Source organism: Paenibacillus sp. JCM 10914 (assembly GCF_001315105.1).
Classification (GTDB): domain Bacteria; phylum Bacillota; class Bacilli; order Paenibacillales; family Paenibacillaceae; genus Paenibacillus_AQ.
The window spans coordinates 14,609-33,153 of record NZ_BAZR01000034.1; the positions used below are offsets into that span (position 1 = coordinate 14,609).

The following is an 18,545-nucleotide window of genomic DNA, read 5'->3' on the forward strand; positions in this document are numbered from 1 at the left end:
GGCTTTTTTTTTTAGTTGTAATTTCCGGTATAATAGTAAGCAGCGAGAAGTGAAGCATAGAGGCGGCAAGGAAAGGAGTAATCATAATGGGCGTAAAGCATGGTAGGGATTACGGAGATATACTGAAGGAACTAACCGAAGCCGTAGGTCGTATTTCGGATAGCTACGTTTTTTTGAGATGGATCCTGAGGACTGGGACAGGCTGGGTGGACTCTGAGAAGAACGAGGTACACGAGGCATTGGCCGAGGATTTATTCTATGCACTGGGCACAGAGCCAGTTATTACGGTGGGTAGCGGCGTCGTTATGCACGATCAGGCTAATCACCGGATACATATCTTGATTGGCGAAGAGGAGTTGGCATTTGTGCCACTTGTGTAGCCTCAGAGTTATTAACAGGTTGAAAGCAGAATAGAATATATGGCAGGGATGCTGATGTGGCATCCATCATATTATGAAAGGTTTTTTGGGGAGGAATATAGAGATGCTTTATACGCAGCAGGAAGTAGAAGCTCATCTGGAAAAGCTTGAAGGCTGGGAATTCGAACAAGGGAGATGGATCGTTAGGAAGTACACCTTCTCCTCCTTCATGAAAGGAATCGCTTTTGTTGATGAAGTGGCGGCTATTTCAGAGGCTTTTGGACATCACCCCTACATCACGATAGATTATAAAGTCGTTACTCTTCGTCTAACTTCATGGGATGACGGAGGCATAACGGCTGTGGATATTAAGGAAGCGCAGCAATTTAACGAGACTTACGAGAAGAGGCGTTCCAACGATCATAAGAACGGAGCTTTATAAGGTAAGCTTCGTTCACTAAACATAAGCTTCAATAAAAAACACGCTTGACCTGGAGGGTATCCGGGAGCAAGCGTGTTTTGCTTATTAGCGGTTCTTATTTGTGGTCAGCTAGGTAAAGTGCGATGTTTGCGATTTCTTCATCGGTCAGTTGACCCTTGAATGCTGGCATAATGCCTTTACCATTCGATACGATCTTGTAGATCGCCTCGACATCCATATGTCCGCCAACCTGATCCAAAGCCGGTCCAGCGCCGCCCTGAAGCTGGTCGCCATGACAACTTATGCAACTAGCCTTCACCATGGCATCTGCTGCTGCCGCATCCATCGTTACTTCCGGCATAGACGGTTTCTCTTCATGAGCTACCTCTTCCTTGCCCGGGAGCGTAAACATCAGCGCAATAGCCAACGCACATGCGACGAAGAACAACCCGCTCATGATCCATTTTTGCATCGTCATATCGTCCCTTCTATGTATACTGCACTTTTGCACTTGTCTCCATTATAAACCAACATCCTTACACATCATAGCCAGTTGTGACAAAAAAAGCAACGAGCCGGGTACACGCTTCATAAAAAGTACACAAAATTGTGCTTTTTTTCATAGTGCTTATTTTATCGGTACGATTACTATTCCTCATTTGCCTGCGGCTCATACACCATACAGTGGAATAACGCCATCCCATCAGGGGTTAGCCGCTCATAGGTATCGGTAATGCGGAATCCTACATAACGATAAGTGCGAATCGCCCGCTCATTCCAGGTCAACACCTCAAGGTCAATTTCATGGTGAGGATGCCTTAATCGGGTCTCATCCACAATCGTCTGCATAAACCGTTTACCCATTCCGCGTCCGCACCAATCAGGCCGCATGCCGAGTCCCAGACGCATAACGCCCACCATGGGAAAGAGTTGTGCGAAGCCCCAAAGCCGTTCATGTTCATCGACGATAGATATATACTGCTGTTTACGGATATCAGGGTCACCGAATTCAATTTCAAGGGCCTTCATCTGTTCCCAGGGCAGAAATCCATAAATATCATACGGAGCGGGATAGACCCATGTGCAGATTTCAGAAGCATGGTCTTCGTGCATGACTTGGGCGGATAAAGATTCAGGTACCATGTCAAATGCCCCCTAAGAAAAACCCGCTTGAAACGAGGAGGAAGTTCCTCTTCAAGCGGGTTTGTGTAGTATTCAACATAAAGCTTATCAGCATTAGGATGTTTCACCAGCGGCTTCCTCATACTTTGCATCGTTCATAATCCGCTTGGAACCCACATAACGCTGAGCATAATAATCCTCGGTTAGTCGATTAATAACAACCCCGCGGCTGGATGAGGAGTGGGCGAATTTATCATCGCCAATATAAATACCGACATGGGAAATGCCGCGACCCGATGTATTGAAGAATACGAGGTCGCCTGGTCTTAGATCTTTGCGCGTAACGCTCGAGCCCATTTGGAATTGGGAGCCGGATTGGTGCGGAAGCTTGAGCCCTAGTTGGGCGAACACGTACATCGTGAAACCAGAGCAGTCGAACCCACTAGGGGTGTTACCGCCATAGCTATATCTTGTACCCAGCAATTGGTCGATTTCTTGTTCCATTGGGCTATGTGCAAGAGCACTGCCGGTTCCCATTGTAAACAGAAGAGCTGTACTAAGAATGGCGACTGTTAGTTTCTTCTTCAGCATAAGGACTCCTTTCCAATGTCTGAAATATGGCTCACAATCTATATAATAAAGCACTTACATTAATGACAAAGTTGTTACTGAGATTATTCTAGCAGACCGTTAGCGAGATTGGCAATTACTTCTTTTCCGTCATTTCGCTAATTTTCATTAGCATCAGCTGTCGAGTCGTGGGACTAACCATGCCCTATACAGAAAAACGTGTTTGGAGAAGAATACACAAGGGTAATAAAAATTAAGAAAATGATAAGAAATATTTGGATCTAGGGAAACCTTTTTGGATTTCGATACGTTATAGAAGTATAGAAACAACACAACAAAAAAAGCCCGGGGCTGAGATCGGCATAATCTCTAACCCAAGGCTTCTTGAATGAAATATATAATGACAGAAATACGGCTGAACGATTTAGTTATAATTAGCTGCTACTGACTTGTACGTAGATTGACTCATAACTCTCTTAGCGCCCACATAACGCTGCGCGTAGTAGCTCTGGCTCAGTGGACTGACAATCACACCGCGCGAAGATGAAGAATGAGCGAACTTTCCGTCCCCGACATATATACCCACATGTGATACACCGCGACCGGAGGTATTGAAGAATACGAGGTCTCCTGCCTTCAAATTGCTCTTGGCTACAGCCGTACCTACTTTGTATTGGGCTGCAGACGTACGAGGGATGTTAAGGCCAAGCTTCTTGTAGATATAGCTGGTGAAGCCAGAGCAGTCAAATCCGTTCGTTGTAGTACCGCCAGTTTTATAAGAGACACCGATCGTTGGTTTAATGGTTGAATTTAATTTGGAATCCGCAAAAGCGCTTCCAGTCCCTATTGTGAGTGCGAGGGCAAGGCCGAGAGAAACGGCCGCTAATTTCTTTTTCAAAACAAAAGCTCCTTCCAATGCCTGCGAGGTTAGCTTAAGGGTTCGGTGGAAGGTCACCTATGATCCCTCTCTTGCGAGATCAATTCACCCAAAACGGATCCCCCGCTCCCCATGAAATCTTGGGAATTCGGCTCCTTAAGAATGTTGATGAACCATTTACAGGACGTCTGACGTTCCAACGTGTTAGCTACTTGCTTCGTTACAGCATTAAAAGTTACAGCAAAAATGACAAAGTTGTTACTAACCTATTCGTTATTTTAGCAGAGTATTAACATTTTGGCAAACGAGGAAAGTATATTTTTATACAAAAAACCCGTCCCCCAATTAGGGAAACAGGTTTTTTTTGCGATGAGTTCATCATAATTTGTTATAATCCGCCGTTAGCCGAAGCTTATCTATGCTCGGAGACCGATGCCTTCCATAAATGATATTGGGAAGAGATAATCCATATTTGAAATAGGCCGCTTAGAAAATATGAAGCTTGCTGAACGATCAACCCGATAAAACCAGCCCAGTATAGGGATGCCGAGCCAAGGAGAAGCATAATAACCATAGTAGAGCCGCCAACTGTAATGGAGATCAGAACAGCCGTACCCAGTCGCCGGAATAGGGCAAGAGCAGAAGTCAACAAGCTGGTGTTGCCCGTGCGTCCGAATTGCATATACATCAGGATCATCCGGATCAGATAAGCGTATAAGAGCCAGGCAGCTACATAGGGCAGAGCGTGGAGGAGAACAGTCGGCGCCTGGATGGAGCTAAGCAGGATCGGAAGCAGCTTCGGTATAAGCCAATATCCTGGAATAAAGGTAAGAACTAGCTCGATGATATAAAACACGGTTACCGATTTCCACAACTTCTGCATGCCGGTGAAGAAGAATAGTCCGCGTTGTCCACTTGATTCTTGATGAAGGTTATAGAATATCCCTGCTCGAATGAGTGGTGTTAATACCATTCGAATGAGCAGCAAACCTGCGAGAAGCCATCCGAACGTATGCACCGTGTCGTCGAGGGTCAGGCTCATCTCTCCTTCGAAAAAGAATAGCAGGCGACTGAGCTCATTAGGGGCGGAGTCCGGATAACGAACGAGAAGCGGAACAACGGCTGATTTGACAAGCCGGTACAGGCAATAGCCCCATAACAGACGGTATAAGAACAGTAGGATTGAGACGTACAACTGGTCTTTTACACTGATCCAACCTTGGCCAGCATAGCTTTTCATGTGCTCCCCCCTTACCATGACAGGCTGCCGAACAGCATCTCGACGAGTTTGGTTATGCTGAGATTCCAGCGTGTAACCACTTTCGGGTCCATATCGGCCTTCAAATAGTTGTTGATGTGTTTGTTCTCGAGCACCATTGAATATTTTGGATCGACCATCGCCCAGGAAAGAGGCGCGTTGTACTTTAAGGTATAGGTAACCTTGCCATCCTGGCCGCTCCAGTTGCGCTCAAGAAGCTTGCCGTCTTCGAAGGCGAAGAGGATGGGTACATCGGTGACGTCTCCATTTTTGCTCGTTATTTTGACTGTCGATTCATATTTCGGAATGTCTGGGGTGCCGATGTTTTTGGTATTAATGAGATCAATAGCCACATCCGCCATTTGATTGCCGTACACGTACTGGTCAAAATAAGCTTGCCACGATTGTTTGGTTACCTGCTCCACGACCTGCTGGAAGTCTGTCGTTGTGGGATGCTTGAAGCGGAACTTGTTAGCATAAGTGAATAGGATTTTATTCATGGTCTTTAGTCCGACCTGGCGTTCGATGCCTTGTAGCACAAGTTTCCCTCTCGTATAGACGTTCAGGGCATAGTGCTCATGGGAGTCGTATTTCCAGGATTCCAACTTTAGCGGGGCTGGTGATGTAATGGAAGCCCCTTGCGCCGCTGTGTTCGAGGTAATACCATACTCTTTCTCCATCACTTTCTCTTCGGCATAAGTGGCGAATGCTTCATCGAGCCAAGCTTCCTCGAATTCATTGTTGGCAATCATCCCGTAAAAGTATTGGTGGGCAATCTCGTGGATGACGGTTCGTTCCAGTTCATATCCTGGCGAATCGTTCTTGGCGCCGAAAGCGGTCACAAGGGTCGGATATTCCATTCCACCCGCGCCGTTGCCTGATTCGGGAGGAACCACAATCGACAAGGTAGAGTATGGATACGTGCCATACCATTTCCCGAAGTTGGCGAGTGCCGAACGGGCAGCATCGAAATAACGTTCCTTCAAATCTTTATGAAGCGGGTCCAGATATAATTTGATGCGTACTCCTGGCACTCCCGGTGCAGAGAAAGCTTCCTCGGCTGTAACGAAGTCGGGTGAGGCGGACCAGGCAAAATCGTGTACATCATCGGCATAGAATTGATACACTTTTTCTCCATCTGCTTTCTGAGCCGGCTTAGTTGGGAAACCGGTGGCAGCCACGATATAGTTCTCAGGCACCCGAATTCTTACGCTATATATTCCGAAGTTGGAATAAAATTCGGAATTGCCGTGATATTGATGCAGATTCCAACCTTCATCTTCTCTTCCACGAAGACCAGCGGGCTCATATACCGATATTTTGGGGAACCATTGACCTGCCATGACAAAGTTGTCGGTAGAACCCATGCGCGCAAAGATTTTGGGAAGCTCGACTTCGAACTCCATATGAACGGTGATGCTCTCGCCGCCCTTGATGGGTCGCTGCAATCTTAATTTGGCTAAACTGTGATCCTTGATGTTGCCGTCATCAGGCTGAACAAACTGAAGTCGGTGGGTGAGTGATACCCCTTCCGTTGTTTTAACATCCGTAATGGTCATAGAGCCGAAGCCATTGTCCGGCATGGGGTCAGAACGAAGTCGTCCACCGGATTCCTTCATAAATGTAGTATCACTGGAAGCGAAGGCATTAGGATATAGATGGAAATACAATTCATTAACGCTTTTCTTGCCTGGATGCGTCCAGGTGAGCGTCTGTTTGCCTATTAGTTTATTTTCTTGGGGCTCGTACCTCACATCCATGTGATACTCCACCAGGCGGTCGCTCAAGGCAGGAGCCGGTATGTCGGGCTGAACTTTTGGAGGTGACAGAGGGGCCTTCTCCACAGCGGAGATGGAGGGCTTGCTCCCATTCGGGTCAAGCGTAGCCGCAGATAGCCCTTGATTCTGGAGAAATATCGGCATCGATCCTGCAAGCAAACCCAGGGCGAGCAAGATGATAGAAAGACTTTGGCACGTGGTGGGACCATATTGAACAACCTCCCGTTGACAAGCATCTACAGCATGTATATGTTTGCTTTTGGGGGATTATTAGTTAAAATAAAATTATTCGGACATGTTTATTGAATCGTTAGCTAATCGTTAGATCAGCTCTTATATAGGAGGTAACACCATAATGGAGAATGAGAAGCAAGGGCAAGGGATGAAGAAGCAGATTGCACTTAATATTGTAAATAGCAAGAGCAAACATAAAGGATTCGGTTCAGGTTCCATTGATCTGAACAGCCTGTCTCCTGTTATTATCGATGCCGGCGAGGCGCGAGTGGACATCGGCGCAATGCATGCCAAGAGTAAGGTAGAGAAGGGCATTCGTTTCTCGATGAATCGCGAGGAAGTGGTCAACGGTCGTCAGGTATGGATCGTATGGGTGGCTGTAGACCGTACGGCAGAAGGTCAACACTATGCGGGCATGACGGCTTGTGAGATGTGGATCGATCAGGATGCGCGCCGTGGATGGAAGATCCTCGCGGATCACGTGAACAAGATGGACGCAGCGATGAAGCGCAAGATCATTCTGGATGGGCTTGGCGATGTAGAGAAGAAGGTTCTGCGCGAGCTGCTGATTTCTCGTAATGAGGAGTGGTGGAACGCATCACCAGATGAGTTCAGGAACGCGCTGCAGACAGCTGAATAAGCATGATTTACAGAAAAGACCGACAGGACTGATGAAGTGCACCCCTTAGAATGGACATTGGAATAAACCCCTGGTTTATCCGATGAAATTCTAGGGGGTGCATTTTTGTATGGCCATTAAAGGACAAAAGTTTAAAACGTATTCGGAAAAGATTAAAAAAAGAGGGGTTCGTCTGCATGTTATCGAGGGATGGACTTACCGGAAGATTAATGAACACTTGGGGATTAACGACCCCCAACGGATGAAAAAATGGATGCGGAAATACCGGGAACAGGGCGAGTTTGGACTGATGGATCAGCGAGGTCGACGGGAAGTATACAGCGACCAAGACCGGTATGTTCAAAAGCTTAGGCGGGAAAATGAAATGCTAAAAAAGTGCTTGGAAATCTGGATGCAGGAGGTAAAGAACAAAGGTATAAAGCCATTGAAGTAGCTGCCTCAAGCTATCCTGTCAGCAGCTTATGCAAACTCTTCAAGGTCTCTCGTAGCGGATACTACGCCTATCTGAAGCGTAAAAATGTGGACCGGGATAAGGAAGCTGCATTGCTCATTAGTCAGGTGTATGCGCGCTATGAAGGGAAATACGGCTACCGCCAGATCCAACTGTTCTTGTGGCATGACGATGGCGTATGGATGAATCACAAGAAGGTGCTGCGCCTCATGCAGAAGCTTGGCATTCAAGCCGAAATTCGTAGAAAGCGTCGCGTTAACATGACCTACCAAGCGGGTGAACGTGTAGCCGAGAACTTGCTCAACCGAAACTTTACGGCGGAGAAGCCGAACCAGAAATGGGTGACCGACGTTACGCAATACCGAGTTGGTGAGCGCTGGCTGTATCTTTCAGCGGTGAAAGACTTGTTTAACAACTAGATTGTCGCTTACCAAATCGGGGAACGAAACGATAATGAGCTTGTATTACAAACCTTTACCAAAGCGTTTACCAAGCAAAAGGACGTGACTGGACTGGTCGTTCACAGCGACCAGGCTTCCAGTACACGTCCCATGCTTACCATAACATGCTGCCTAAGGTTGGCGCCCAAATCAGCATGTCTCGCCGGGGCAATTGTTTAGACAATGCCTCCATGGAGAGCTTCTTCTCGCATCTCAAAACGGAAGGGCTCTATCCTTATGATATCCGAAAGCTGCCGGAGGCACAAAGCCGAATCGAGCAATACATTCGATTTTATAACCAAAGACGACCACAGCGCAAATTAAACAAACTGACGCCGGTTGAGTACCGACGCCAGTTTGCAGTTTAGGTGTTTTTTTTAATGTCCACTAAATGGGGGCTTGACCATTTTGCCAGCAGGGTTGATTGCTTGGGAATCTTGTTGTCCTGGATTAAGACCCGATACCGGCCTTCATGAATATGGGGCTCGCCATAGAAGTTAATGATATCAGCGGCGTACGTGCTGCTGTTGATCTGTCGAGCTTGGACGCTGAGAATATCCACATTTTCCATTTGTATCCGACCAGCCTGGGTTGGAATGCTTCCTGCTTCCCCCATAAAGAGCGTTCCCTTGTCCAGGTTCAGCCAGAATAACATGTTCCCTGCGGAAGCAAACGTATATCCGCTGGCAAAGTTGAGGGTCGTGGATAAACCGGATGCAGCGCTATATTTGAATTTCGCCCCGAAAGCCTTCGTGAGCAGGCTGGCAGGAACGTAAGTTACTCCTTTTTTCACGACAGGCGCGGCTTCAAGTTTAAGTATGTTACCCTTGGCATCAATAGCTTTCGACTGTCCAATGGTTACGCGCACCGATTGGCTCGGACCATGAATATATAACTGATTCTTGGCAGGGAACGTTAATTGCACATACAAACCTTGAGCTACTTCTCGAAGCGGGACAAATAACACGCCATTTTGTTTATAGGGCTTGTTCACCGTATCCAGAGGATGCCATATCGGGCTGGACTGAGTCGAGGCAGCGGCATGAGCCGTCGTGGCTGACAATGGGGCTGAAAGAAGCAGGGACACGGTGATCATGGCTGCGCCTGCGAATTTTATAAGCTTCATATGGTTTCCTCCTTCAGGTCTTTAATACTGAAAATGTAAGTTCACCTTTAAAGACGCACCGTTTTGGAAAATTTTTCATGAAATGAAAAAAGGAAGCTCAATTTCTTGAAGAAATTGAGCTTCCTCTCTTGTAATCGTTAAGCCTGCTCTTTGTCAGTCTTGTAGACTGGCACTGGCAGCGCGCTTTTATCTTTGCCGAGCAACACGGTTAAGCCTAGAAGAGTCACAACAATCGTGGCTCCCATATCGGAAATAATGGCAATCCAGAGTGTGAGCCATCCGGGAATCGTAAGCAAGAGTGCGATAGCCTTCAAGGACAAGGAGATCGCGATATTCCATTTAATAATCTGGTTTACCCGTCTAGCCGTTCGAATCGCTCCGGGAAGCTTGCCAAGATGATCTTGCATCAGCACGACATCCGCTGTCTCGATAGCACTGTCCGTGCCTTTGCCCATGGCAATTCCGAGGTCAGCCGCCGCCAAAGCTGGCGCGTCATTGATACCATCGCCCACCATACCGGTTCGCTTCCGAGCGGACAGCTCCTTAATCTTAGCCACCTTATGTTCGGGCAATAAGCTTGCAAATACGCGTCCAACCCCCGATTGCTTGGCAATGGCTTGAGCGGATTGTTCATGATCCCCGGTTAACATAATGGTATCCGCAATACCGGCTTCATGAAGTTGGCGGATCACTTCAGCTGATTCGGGTCTAATCTCATCGGCAAGACCGAATTGACCGAGCACGCGCTCTTCACTCACGGCCGCTACAATCGTGTAGCCCTGTGCCTTCAATCTCTGAATATCTGCCGTTACGGCGTGAAGATGTTCCTGCTGTCCGCGAACATGCTTCAGCACTTCTTCACTGCCAACCCAGAATGTGGAGCCTCCTATATCAGCCTGTATGCCCTCCCCTGGCAGAACCGTTACTTGCTGTGCTTCCGAGAACGTGCATTGCGGTTTCTTGATCTCCAGATGTCTCATGACGGCCTTGGCCAATGGATGAAGGGAAGACTGTTCCAATGCGCCAACCACTTGGTAGAATTTCGTCTCGTCATAGACCGTTTCTGCAAAAACAGCCGGTTCGCCCTTCGTCAAAGTACCGGTCTTGTCAAAAGCAATGGCCTCTAATCGTCCGAGCTGTTCCAGATGCACGCCGCCTTTAATCAGAATACCGGATCTGGCAGCTCGCGTCATTCCGCTCACGAGAGCGATGGGTGAGGAGAGGATGAGTGAGCAAGGACAACCAACAATGAGAATTGCAAGCCCTTGATAGATCCAGTCCGTCCACGGCAGATCCAGTAATAGAGGCGGAATCAGTGTTACGCCTAATGCAATGATCATGATGGCAGGCGTATAATATTTCGCGAATTTATCGATAAATAGCTCGGTCGGTGTCTTGCTGTCTTGTGCTTCTTGTACAAGATGCATGATCTTGGCGAGTGAAGAATCTTCGTACGCTTGGTAATTGTAATATGAAGTACGCCATCGGTACTCACGCTGCCACCGTATACCGATTCCCCGTTCCGTTTGGTTAAGGGAACCGATTCGCCTGTGATCGCAGCTTCATTGACAGCGCCTGTTCCCTGCGTAACGATGCCATCCGACGGAATTTTCTCACCGGGCCTTACCCGTACGATATCCCCTACCGATAGGCTCTCAATGGGCACACGCACCGTCTCGCCGCCGCGAATGACCTCGGCTTCTTTCGGGGCGGCGGCAAGCAGAGCCTCCATGGACTGCCTGGCTCGGTTCATACCGTAACCCTCCAGCAGCTCATTCAGTCCGAACAGAATCGCGACCAATGTGGCTTCGCGCCATTCCCCTATAATAACGGCTCCTATAAGGGCAACGGTCATCAAGGTATCCATATTGAACTTCAGACGAGTCAGGTTCCGCAATCCACGCAAGAACGTAGTATAACCGCTAAGCACCATGGCCGAGGCATACAGAACAATAATAAACGTCTCGGGAGCTCTGCCTTCTAATATGAAGGTCAGCAAATAAAAGATAGCGGAGACGCTCAGCAGCCATTTCATCTTCTGCTCGGCGCCCTGCCCATGGCTATGGCCATGATGATGTCCATGCCCGTCAGCGTGGGTATGTGAAGGTGATGCTTCATTGGGAGAGTTATGACCAGCGGAGCCTGCCAAAGGTACAATATGCGCTCCATCTCGTTTTAGAATGCCCTCCACGCGTGTCAAATCAACCTGGGGAGATATCAATAGCTTCCCGCTGTTGTAGTTCAGACGGGCACTCTTTCCGTGGTCGAGCCGTTGAATCTCATCTTGCATCTCACGCGTACAATTGGGACAAGACAAGCCCTGTACCCGGTATTCTGCCTGCTCGTTATGAAGCGACTTCGAAGATGGATTCGAGGATTGGGACGGTTCAGTTCGCATCTACATCTTCTCCTTCTGATGCTCCAGCGTCATGTGAAGCAGTGTGCGGATATGGTCGTCTTTCAACGAATAGTACACGTTCTTGCCATCTTTACGGGACTTGGCGATATCCTTATTCTTCAGGGTGCGAAGATGATGAGAGGCGGTTGCGGTCGAACTGCCCAGCACCTCAGCCACATCGCACACGCATAGCTCTCCTCCGCGATCCAGCATATAGGCTACTTTAACGCGGGTAGGATCCGCGAGAGCTTTGAAGATTTCGGCCATACCCAACATGTCATCATTAGATATGGTTGATTTAAGTGTGGCGACTTGTTCGGAAGAAGAGCAGGTAACTTCACACACCTCGGTGCTCGTATCGTTCGTTATAGTTCGTGTATTCATGTTTGGCAACCTCCTTGAAGAGACAAATAAGTTCGGCTTAATTATCATTATATTCAAACATTCATTTGATTGTTATTAAATATAATACCCGATTTTCTCATAATATTCAAACCAATATTTGATTGTTATGTGAATCGTGCAAGAAAATCCTTCCATTGAAGAGCGGGTCAACTTATACTAATAGAAAAAAATGTGAATTCCTCTTGTGTAACCTCAATTAAATACATGCTTGATATCACGTCATTCACACCACAAGGAGGCAGCATCATGGCTTGTCCGATATGTCGATATGAAATTATGGAAGGCAAGTATTGCCGAAAGTGCGGAGCGCGGCTAATCACGGAGGAATCGTTGATGAATGCAGCGATGCAAGAGCAGGCAGCTACCTATGAAATTAACAGATCTCACTATAAGACTAGTCCCGCAGCAAGAGTGGCACAAACACATGAGGCGGAAGCAACGCCGTCGACCCTCTACACTCCGCCTGATCCAGTGCTTGAGCTTGCTGGCCGTGAGCAATTCAAGGAAGAAGCCCAGCCGAATCCCTATTGGCGAGGAATCCAATTGTACAGTCAGATTTACGGTGATTTCTTCCTCAAGGCATTCAAGCATCCCATTGGCACGGCTGCTGTAACGGACAGCTCGCAGTTCCTGAACGCGCTCGTCACCATGCTGCTGCATGTTCTTCTCCTCCCCATGACCGTATATTTGGCTCTTCAATATGAGTTCAGAGGGCTGCCGGAAGGGGCGTTTACGGAACTTCTGCTAAAGCCGGTGTTATGGCTTGCTTTGTTTATGTTTCTACTGAACGTCTACACGTATGCTGCGGTCAGACTATCCTCAAGCTCAACGGCTAAATTGAAGGAAGTCATGACAAGGTTTGGTGTTCTGATGATTCCATTCCTGGCGTTATATCTGATCTTTCTGCTGTTTCTCATCCTGAATGGTAACATCGCTAAGATCGTTTTGATATTATCTGTATTTACGATGATCATGGCGGTTCCGGTACTTGTTCTGACCAGTTATAAAAGAAGGCTACCAGGCGGCTTGGATCCGTTCTACGCCATTCTGGCCATTTACGTAGCTACGCTGTTGACCGTCATGATACTTGGCGATTCCATCCTTCAATACATTTATGGATTATAACCACGAACAGAGGTTGCACAACGCCTTAAACACCAATAACAGCAAGCCCGTCCGGTGTTGACCCGGTCCCGTGGCTTGCTGTTGTGTTATTCCCAGCTTGAATTATTCTACCCACCAGCGCTTGAAATCCTGCCACCAGGAATGTTCCTCTTGCTTCTCGGAAGTTTCCGCAGGCTCAGCCTTCTTCGATGGTTCACCATGATTATGTTCATCGCAGTATTCGGTAGGTTCGGTTCCCTTCACAAAGACTTCCAACGTTTTGTCCGGACAGTCGCTACCGGCAAGCTTGCCGCTTTTCGGATCGATATAGGTACTAATGACATCGTCTGGGATCGGAAAAATTTTTGGCGGTACGTTCTCCAGTGCTTTCTCTGTATATTCTGCAAAGATCGGCGCGGCCCTTCGGCCATCTACCTTGGTAATCGCCCGTCCTTTGTCATATCCAACCCAAACGGCTGTTGCCAGTTCCGGTGTATAACCGACCAGCCAGGCATCGGTGTCGGTCGTCCCCGTTTTACCAGCCACCGGACGCTTCATGATAGAGGAGACGCGGTTTCCTGTTCCGCCGGTCTCAAACACCCCCTCCATCATCCGAGTAAGCACATAAGCGGCCGCAGGCTCGACTACCTGCTCGCCCGCAGGGGCTGGTGCCGTGTACAATCTTCTTCCGGCGGCATCAGTAATACTTAATACGGCAATCGGTGCTACCCGTACTCCGTTATTTGCCAGGACGGCATAGGCGGATGCCATCTCCATCGGACTGACGGGCGAAGTGCCTAGGGCTAGCGAGGGCACCGGTTCAAGGGGACTGGTGATCCCCATGTTTTTGGCCATGCCCGCAACTTTCTCTGGGCCGATCTGCATAATGGTATTCACGGCATAGATATTGTCCGAGGCGGCAATCGCTTCTCGCATGGGGATCTCCCCTAAGTATTTGTCCCCGAAATTGCTGGGCTGATAGGTTTTGCGATTGTCATCATAATGAAACAGCGTCGGTTGGCTGTTAAATACGCTGCGGCTCGTCATTTCTTTGGAAGCGATGGCGGTTAGATACATGATCGGCTTGAAAGCTGACCCAGGCTGCCTCGTTGTAGCCAGCACATGATTAAATTGACTATGGCGATAGTTCTTACCGCCGACCATGGCTTTGATATGCCCGTTACGCGGATCGATGGATACAAGACCCGTCTCCAGTTCACTGGTGATGTCCATCCCTGCAGCGACGGCCTCTTCTGCAGCTTGCTGGGCTCGTGGGTCGAGTGTTGTATAAATATTGAGGCCACCTTGTTCCAGCTGCTTCTCTGTAATGTTAAGCTCCTTCATCACAAGCCCGCGAACGTAGTCGCGGAAGTAGGAAGCGATGATTTTGTTCTCTTGACGATCCTGTGGTAGAATCGCAAGTTTGGCAGAGGTGGCTTTATCTGCTTCTGCCTGAGTGATGAAACCGGTCTCCACCATGGCATTCAATACAAGTCGCTGTCTTTTGACCGCGTTGTCCATGTGGTTGTAAGGAGAATAATAGGTGGGGCCTTTAGGAATTCCGGCAAGCATGGCGCTTTCGGCCAGGGTGAGGTTCTTGGCTGACTTTCCGAAATAGAGCAATGAAGCGGATTCGATACCATAAGCCCCATGCCCATAATAAATTTCATTTAAGTACATCTCGAGAATCTGTTCTTTCGTGTATTTCATCTCCAATTGAGCAGTGAATTTGGCTTCCTTGAGTTTTCGGGTCCATGTCTTCTCATGAGATAAATACAGGTTACGCGCCAGTTGCTGCGTCAACGTACTTGCTCCTTGCGTTCGATCCATATTACGTAGGTTGACAAGCAAAGCTCTGGCCATGCCTTTGATGTCAAAGCCGGGATGGTCATAAAATTTTCGATCTTCTACCGACAATGTCGCTTCGACCAGAAGGGGTGAAATATCCGCTAGATTAACTTGTTCGGACATATGCCCGTTCGTCGAAAAGGTGGCGATCAGATCGCCTTGACTGTCAAGTAGGCGCGAGTAGCGGGATGTTTCCGCAACGGGCAGAGGTGTTATAAATAAATAGACGAGCAGAATGCCGCCGGCGATAAGGGTTACGCCGAGAAGGGCGAACAGTAATGAAGCAAGCCGGACGAAACGCCGTTTGCGTTTGGCTGAGGGTGGTTGATGTCCCGGCATAATGGTTCTCCTTCCAGATGACGGATCTTTTTCTATACTAGTATGGGGCGGAATTGGCAGGATATTCATGGGACGGATTGCTGATTCGGACGTTTGTGACGAGGGGCCTTAACTTTTGGTTGCAATTTGGGCTTGATTTAATATAATCTAATTTGTTTGGTACAATAGGAAAAGTGTGAAACTGTAAGCTAAAGGCATCTGCCCCGAATAAAGTTTTACGGCTTGGATCTGGACGGCTGAACATTATTCTAGCGGAAAGAAGGTAGAGACGATGGAATTATGGTACACGGAGAAGCAGACCCCCACTTTTGGCATCACGGCTAAGATCCGGGAGACGTTTGTGCATGAGAAGACGGAGTTTCAACAATTGGATATGATCGATACCGAGGAATTTGGGCGCATGCTCGTTCTGGATGGCATGGTTATGACTACAATTAAAGATGAATTCGTCTATCATGAGATGGTTGCTCACCCCGCGCTAAACACGCATCCAAATCCGAAGAAGGTTCTTGTCGTCGGCGGCGGAGACGGTGGTGTCATCCGTGAAGTGATCAAGCATCCGGGCGTAGAGAAGGCTGTCCTAGTTGAAATTGATGGTAAAGTTATTGAATATTCGAAGCAGTACCTACCTGAGATCGCTGGCAAGTTGGACGATCCGAAGGTTGAAGTGCTGGTTAACGATGGATATATGCATATTATCGAACACAAGAACGAGTACGACGTGATTATGGTGGATTCCACCGAGCCTGTCGGCCCGGCTGCGCCATTGTTTGAGCGCGGGTTCTATCAAGGGATCTATGAAGCGCTGAAGGAGGACGGTATTTTCGTCGCCCAGACGGACAACCCTTGGTTCAAAGCTGACCTGATTCAACAGGTCAACAAGGACGTAAAGGAAATCTTCCCGATTGTACGCGTATACGGCGCGAACATTCCGACTTATCCAAGTGGTCTGTGGACGTTCACGATGGGCAGCAAAACGCACGATCCGCTTGAGGTGGACGAGTCCACGATCGATGAGATGGATACGAAGTATTATTCGCCTCGTCTGCACAAAGCCGCTTTCGTGCTGCCGAAATTCGTGGAAGACCTGGTGAAATAGGGAGGAGCATATAAGCGAATGAAATTGGAACAAGGTTATTCCGGCAACGTATTTATTCTGAGCTCCGACGATTACGAAAATTCCAAGGCTGTCATTTATGGCATGCCGATGGACTTTACGGTTAGTTATCGTCCCGGCTCCCGTTTTGGCCCGGCTCGTATTCGCCAAGCTTCGGTAGGCTTGGAGGAGTATAGCCCTTACCTGGATAAGAGCATCGAAGATATGACGTATTTCGATGCAGGTGACTTGATGCTGCCTTTCGGCAACGCCGGCCGCAGTCTTGATGTGATTGGCGAATACGTTGGCAAGCTGCTAGATGACGGGAAATTCCCGATTGGTCTTGGCGGGGAGCATCTCGTATCGTGGCCGATCATTCAGAAGGTATACGAGAAGTATCCAGATCTCATCCTGATCCATATCGATGCGCATGCCGATCTGCGTGAGCACTATGAGGGTGAGCCGTTGTCCCACTCCACGCCGGTACGTAAGGCGGCTGGCATCATGGGCGGCAAGAACATTTATCAGTTCGGTATCCGTTCCGGTTCCCGTGAGGAGTTCCAGTATGGACGCGAGAACATTAACTTCTATCCGTTCGAGGTAGCTGCGCCTCTTAAGGAAGCTTTGCCTTCCATGGGTAACCGTCCGGTCTATGTGACGATTGATATCGATGTGCTTGATCCATCGGCCGCACCGGGCACCGGTACAGCTGAAGCGGGCGGCATCACATCGAAAGAGCTGCTGGAAGCCGTACATCTAATTGCGGGTTCCGGCGTGAATGTCGTAGGCTGTGATCTGGTGGAAGTGGCGCCGATCTATGATCCGACGGAGCAGACTCAGATCGTGGCAGCGAAGCTGATTCGTGAGATGCTGCTGGGTTTTGTGAAGTAATTCCACCCACCCAAACCCTCCCTGCGAGGGAGGGCCCCAAGGGCGCTGCCCTCTGGACACCCGGAAAATGGGTGTCCGGCGTTGGTGCGCGGAGTGGAGGGGGCTGGTGCTTGTGCCCGGCCATCCTCGGGTCTTGCCCTTGGGGGCAAGCACCTCATGGCCTCTAGTGCGACCATGTGACAGCCGGGTTTGTGCGCCCCGGCTGGAACTGCTGTAGAAAAAGCAAGCTTCCCCTGTCTAAGCCTAGCGGCTATCGGGGTTGCTTGCTTTTTCGCATTGGTGGGATGGCCCCTCGAATTTCTGCCCTTTGGGCTTGCTTTAGGGCCCGCCAGGGGTGTTCGAGCAGCCGCGACTTCGTTTCCCGGCTGGATTATAGAAAAAGCAAGCTTCCCCTGTCTAAGCCTAGCGGCTATCGGGGTTGCTTGCTTTTTGGTTTTTATATTGACTAAACATTCAGTCAATGTTTAAACGCTTAATTTTGCAAGGATTAACGTACAACCTTTTCAATTTAATGGGGCAAGTGGATGATTCAGCTGAGGGCGACGTTCGTCCAATCATCTCGATTGAGCAATTGAGAAGAAATCATTCGCAGTTCTATGTTATAAACTCAAGAGAGCTTGGTAATGGTGTAGATTCATATTTTTCGTGAGAGGTTTTAACGCCAATAAGGAGGAATTTATGATGGAAAATACGTCCAGCAAGAAACGAATAGACTCGGCCTCAAGAGTTATTATGGCAACACCCCGGACTATCTATCAGGCTTTCATTAATTCAGAGGCCCTGGCCTCGTGGCTTCCACCGGAGGGGATGTCGGGTCAGATTGACACGTTTGATGCCCGCGAAGGCGGGAATTATCGCATGACACTTACTTATATCGGAGCGGACCAGATTAGCGCCGGTAAGTCCTCGGAGAACACGGACGTTGTCCAAGGGAAATTCCTGACGTTGGTTCCAGATGAGCGGGTTGTGCAGTTAATTGAATTCGAATCTGAAGACCCTGCTTACGCGGGTCTAATGACCATGACATGGACACTGACGTCACTTCCGGAAGGCACGGATGTTACCGTCGTTTGCGAGAACGTGCCTGAAGGGATACGGCAGGAGGATCACGAAGAGGGACTGAATTCCACGCTTGAGAATCTCGCTAGCTTTAAGGAACGACAACAATAACGCGCTCCTAGCAAGTAA

Annotated in this window: 17 protein-coding genes, 3 pseudogenes and 1 riboswitch; of the genes and pseudogenes, 10 read left to right on the plus strand and 10 right to left on the minus strand. The window is 48.6% G+C overall.

Annotated features, from left to right (window positions below; all coding sequences use genetic code 11):
- Positions 1-86: 86 nt before the first annotated feature.
- A pseudogene (locus tag JCM10914_RS24300) lies at positions 87-380 on the plus strand (hypothetical protein).
- A gap of 103 nt (positions 381-483) precedes the next feature.
- Positions 484-801 carry a 4a-hydroxytetrahydrobiopterin dehydratase gene (locus JCM10914_RS24305; protein WP_023965832.1) on the plus strand — a complete coding sequence of 106 codons (318 nt, stop codon included), beginning with the start codon at positions 484-486 and terminating at the stop codon, positions 799-801.
- Positions 802-895: 94 nt separating this feature from the next.
- Here the strand turns inward: JCM10914_RS24305 and JCM10914_RS24310 are convergent, their stop codons facing one another.
- The 6 genes and pseudogenes from JCM10914_RS24310 to JCM10914_RS24340 form a co-directional block, all read right to left on the minus strand.
- Positions 896-1,252, minus strand: a complete 357-nt coding sequence (locus JCM10914_RS24310) for a cytochrome c (protein WP_036719990.1) — start codon at positions 1,250-1,252, stop codon at positions 896-898.
- A gap of 176 nt (positions 1,253-1,428) precedes the next feature.
- Positions 1,429-1,923 (minus strand): N-acetyltransferase, encoded by a 495-nt coding sequence (locus JCM10914_RS24315; RefSeq protein WP_023965836.1) that lies wholly within the window; start codon positions 1,921-1,923, stop codon positions 1,429-1,431.
- A 93-nt stretch (positions 1,924-2,016) separates the two neighbouring features.
- Positions 2,017-2,490, minus strand: coding sequence for a C40 family peptidase (locus JCM10914_RS24320; protein WP_036719991.1), 474 nt, complete (start codon positions 2,488-2,490; stop codon positions 2,017-2,019).
- Positions 2,491-2,896: 406 nt separating this feature from the next.
- A complete protein-coding gene (locus JCM10914_RS24325; RefSeq protein WP_023965840.1) occupies positions 2,897-3,370 on the minus strand; it encodes a C40 family peptidase in 474 nt (157 codons plus the stop codon).
- Between the two features lie 3 nt (positions 3,371-3,373).
- Positions 3,374-3,513, minus strand: a riboswitch (cyclic di-AMP (ydaO/yuaA leader).
- Positions 3,514-3,761: 248 nt separating this feature from the next.
- Positions 3,762-4,589, minus strand: coding sequence for a hypothetical protein (locus JCM10914_RS24335; protein WP_023965842.1), 828 nt, complete (start codon positions 4,587-4,589; stop codon positions 3,762-3,764).
- Positions 4,590-4,600: 11 nt separating this feature from the next.
- Positions 4,601-6,594, minus strand: a pseudogene (locus JCM10914_RS24340) (M1 family metallopeptidase).
- A gap of 146 nt (positions 6,595-6,740) precedes the next feature.
- Here JCM10914_RS24340 and JCM10914_RS24345 point away from each other — a divergent pair.
- The 4 genes from JCM10914_RS24345 to JCM10914_RS32025 all read left to right on the plus strand — a co-directional run bounded on the left by JCM10914_RS24345 (position 6,741) and on the right by JCM10914_RS32025 (position 8,518).
- The gene (locus JCM10914_RS24345) at positions 6,741-7,259 is read left to right on the plus strand and encodes a YwhD family protein (RefSeq protein WP_023965846.1); all 519 of its coding nucleotides are present in this window, start codon (positions 6,741-6,743) and stop codon (positions 7,257-7,259) included.
- A 109-nt stretch (positions 7,260-7,368) separates the two neighbouring features.
- Complete coding sequence (locus JCM10914_RS24350) at positions 7,369-7,692, plus strand: helix-turn-helix domain-containing protein (protein ID WP_023965848.1); 324 nt, start codon at positions 7,369-7,371, stop codon at positions 7,690-7,692.
- Entirely contained in the window at positions 7,635-8,129 is a 495-nt protein-coding gene (locus tag JCM10914_RS29055; protein WP_148300255.1) for an IS3 family transposase, read from the plus strand. Before JCM10914_RS24350 ends, JCM10914_RS29055 begins: the two co-directional genes overlap by 58 nt.
- A gap of 212 nt (positions 8,130-8,341) precedes the next feature.
- Entirely contained in the window at positions 8,342-8,518 is a 177-nt protein-coding gene (locus JCM10914_RS32025; protein ID WP_023965851.1) for an IS3 family transposase, read from the plus strand.
- Here the strand turns inward: JCM10914_RS32025 and JCM10914_RS24360 are convergent.
- From JCM10914_RS24360 to JCM10914_RS24370, 3 genes and pseudogenes are all read right to left on the minus strand, one after another.
- The gene (locus JCM10914_RS24360) at positions 8,515-9,276 is read right to left on the minus strand and encodes a copper amine oxidase N-terminal domain-containing protein (RefSeq protein WP_023965853.1); all 762 of its coding nucleotides are present in this window, start codon (positions 9,274-9,276) and stop codon (positions 8,515-8,517) included. The genes JCM10914_RS32025 and JCM10914_RS24360 overlap by 4 nt on opposite strands.
- A gap of 137 nt (positions 9,277-9,413) precedes the next feature.
- Positions 9,414-11,566 (minus strand): annotated as a pseudogene (locus JCM10914_RS24365) (heavy metal translocating P-type ATPase).
- A 108-nt stretch (positions 11,567-11,674) separates the two neighbouring features.
- Entirely contained in the window at positions 11,675-12,058 is a 384-nt protein-coding gene (locus tag JCM10914_RS24370; protein WP_036719985.1) for a metalloregulator ArsR/SmtB family transcription factor, read from the minus strand.
- A 267-nt stretch (positions 12,059-12,325) separates the two neighbouring features.
- Between JCM10914_RS24370 and JCM10914_RS24375 the strand changes: the two genes are divergently transcribed.
- Positions 12,326-13,204: a hypothetical protein gene (locus JCM10914_RS24375; protein ID WP_023965861.1), complete on the plus strand. Its 879-nt coding sequence runs from the start codon at positions 12,326-12,328 to the stop codon at positions 13,202-13,204.
- Positions 13,205-13,306: 102 nt separating this feature from the next.
- Here JCM10914_RS24375 and JCM10914_RS24380 read toward each other — a convergent pair whose 3' ends face one another.
- Entirely contained in the window at positions 13,307-15,370 is a 2,064-nt protein-coding gene (locus tag JCM10914_RS24380; RefSeq protein ID WP_023965863.1) for a transglycosylase domain-containing protein, read from the minus strand.
- Between the two features lie 271 nt (positions 15,371-15,641).
- On the opposite strand from JCM10914_RS24380, the gene speE reads away from it, so the two are divergent.
- The 3 genes from speE to JCM10914_RS24395 all read left to right on the plus strand — a co-directional run bounded on the left by speE (position 15,642) and on the right by JCM10914_RS24395 (position 18,527).
- On the plus strand, positions 15,642-16,469 hold the full coding sequence (gene speE, locus JCM10914_RS24385; RefSeq protein ID WP_023965865.1) for a polyamine aminopropyltransferase: 828 nt from the start codon (positions 15,642-15,644) through the stop codon (positions 16,467-16,469).
- 18 nt (positions 16,470-16,487) lie between these two features.
- On the plus strand, positions 16,488-17,357 hold the full coding sequence (gene speB / locus JCM10914_RS24390; RefSeq protein WP_023965867.1) for an agmatinase: 870 nt from the start codon (positions 16,488-16,490) through the stop codon (positions 17,355-17,357).
- 678 nt (positions 17,358-18,035) lie between these two features.
- Entirely contained in the window at positions 18,036-18,527 is a 492-nt protein-coding gene (locus JCM10914_RS24395; RefSeq protein WP_023965868.1) for an SRPBCC family protein, read from the plus strand.
- Positions 18,528-18,545: the final 18 nt, after the last annotated feature.